2 protein-coding genes are annotated in these 2442 nt (G+C 72.9%); both read right to left on the bottom strand.

Features of this window, described 5'->3' with window-relative positions; genetic code table 11:
• The coding region (locus tag ND748_RS30035) for a tRNA (adenine-N1)-methyltransferase (protein ID WP_308205771.1) at positions 1–920 on the bottom strand (920 nt) is incomplete at its 3' end.
• Positions 917–2107 (bottom strand): site-2 protease family protein, encoded by a 1191-nt coding sequence (locus ND748_RS30030; protein ID WP_251749584.1) that lies wholly within the window; start codon positions 2105–2107, stop codon positions 917–919. The genes ND748_RS30030 and ND748_RS30035, both read right to left, overlap by 4 nt.
• Positions 2108–2442 lie beyond the last annotated feature (335 nt).

The following is a 2442-nucleotide window of genomic DNA, read 5'->3' as shown; positions in this document are numbered from 1 at the left end:
GGCTCGCCGAGGGCACCCTTCGCAGGCCGGCGCCGACGGACCGGCGGCGTGACGCCGTCGGCGAGGCGGCGCGCGGTGACCAGGAAGCCCGTGTGGCCGACCATGCGGTGGCCGGGGCGGACGGCAAGTCCCTCGACATGCCAGTCCCGCATCATCGTCTCCCACGCGGCGGGCTCGGCGAACGTGCCGTGGGCCCGCAGCGTCTCCACGACCCGCGAAAGCTGCGTCGTCGTGGCGACATAGGCGCAGACCACCCCGCCGGGAACGAGCGCCGCGCTGACGGCGTCCACGACGTCCCAGGGCGCGAGCATGTCGAGGACGACCCGGTCGACGTCCCGCTCGGTCGTCTCGGCCAGATCGCCGACGATCACCGTGTGCGCCGGATGCGGGCCGCCGAAGAACGTCTCGATGTTGCGCTGGGCGATGGCGGCGAAGTCCTCCCGCCGCTCGTAGGAGATCAGCCGGCCGGCGTCCCCGATGGTGCGCAGCAGGGAACAGGACAGCGCGCCCGAGCCGACGCCGGCCTCAAGCACCCGCGCGCCCGGGAAGATGTCCGCGTAGGTGACGATCTGGGCCGCGTCCTTGGGGTAGACGACGGTCGCTCCGCGGGGCATCGAGAGCACGAAGTCCACGAGCAGGGGACGCAACGCCAGGTAGTCGGTGCCGCCGGTGCTGGTGACGACGATGCCCTCGGGCCGACCCAGCAGCGCGTCGTGTTCGACGGCGCCGCGGTGGGTGTGGAACTGCTTGCCCGGTTCCAGCACGACGGTGTGCTTTCGCCCCTTGGGGTCGGTGAGCTGCACCCGGTCACCCTTGGTGAAGGGCCCACGGCGGTGTGCCGCACCGGTGGGACCGGGACGGAGATCGGGGCTACGGAGATCGGGGCCACGGAGATCGGGACTGAGGTCGGAATCGCTCACCGCTGCGCCACCATGCGTGCGGCGGCGGCCGGGTCGAGGCGGGCGACCAGGTCGACCATCGCGAGCACGCCGACCGGCCGGCCCTGTTGCAGAACCAGGTACTCCGAGGCGGGCATGCTCTGCACGGCGGCGAGCAGGTCCTCGCCCTCCAGGTCGGCGTCGAGCACCATCCCGGGCGAGATCGCCCGGCTCACCTCGTCCACGGACATCCACGGCCTCCGATGCTCGGGCAGCGCGTCGACCGCCGAGCCATTCATGATCTTGATGGGATTACCGTCCCGGTCTATCACCGCGACGGCGGTGGCCCCGACCTCCTGCGCCCGCCGCAGCGCCTCGGCCAGCGGCACGGCGCCCTCGACGGGCAGCGTCCGGCGGACCAGCCGGCCGGCGGACAGCCCCGGCAGCCGCCCACGCAGCTGGGCCGCCCGCAGTGACTGGAAGGCCGCGAAGGCCAGGAACGCCGCCAGAGCATACGTGTAGAACAGGCCAAAGGTGTCGCCGGAGATCGTCGTGCCCCAGACGACCATGCCCGCGGCCACCACGAAGCCGCCGTAGGCGCCGGCCCGCAGCCCGCGCAGCTTGTCCCCGGTCACCGCCCACACGGCGGCGATGACCACCCGCCCACCGTCCAACGGCACGCCGGGGGCCAGGTTGAACACGAACAGCGCCAGGTTGATGACCCCGAGATCGCGCAGCACCACCCCGACGTGGGTGTCGTCGCCGATGCCGAGCAGGCCGAGGAAGCACAGCCCGGCGAGCACACCGTTGGCCGCCGGACCGACGAAGGCGATGAGGAACTCGCGGCCGGGGCTACGGGGCTCGGGCTCGAACTCGGTGAATCCGGCGAACCCGTGCAGCGTCACCGACCGGACGGTATGGCCGAAGGCGAGGGCGGCCAGGCAGTGACCGATCTCGTGAACCAGCAGGGACGCCAGGAAGCCGACGGAGATCACCGTGGCCATCGCGAGGACCTGGCCGTCCGACGCCGTCGGCAGCCGGTCCCGGATCGAACCGGAGAGCAGATAGGCCACCAGGAGGGCGAAGACCAGCGCCAGTGGCGACACCATGATCGGGACGCCGCGGATGCGCCCGATGATGACCCCCGACGGGCGTTCTCCCGGATGCCGCGATGCACCGCCCGTGCCGCCATGGGCATCCGAGTCGGTCCCACCGCGCTGATCCGTCATGGAACCGATGCTACGGACCAGATCCGGCCGCGTCTGCCGGCCCTGTCCGTGCCTGTGACCAGCGGGGGCGCCGGGGGTCTGCGGCCAGGACCGCCTCCGCGCGCCGAGGCCCACCCGGACGTCTCGCGACGCCGGTCAGCCGAGCCGGCCCCCGCCCGCCGGACCGTCGCCGTGGACGTCCCTCGGTGCCGGCCGGGACCGACCCGCGGGAGTGTCGGTGGCGGGTTCTAGGGTCGGGTCATGACCACGACGCCGCCGCCCGGTTCCGCGGCATCCAGCGAAGCCCCGGTGCCGGCGGCCGGCGCCGACAGGTCGATCACCCGCAGTCCGGCGAG

This window comes from Frankia sp. AiPs1, assembly GCF_023716945.1.
Lineage (GTDB): Bacteria > Actinomycetota > Actinomycetes > Frankiales > Frankiaceae > Frankia.
This window is presented reverse-complemented; position numbering and strand designations above follow the sequence as displayed.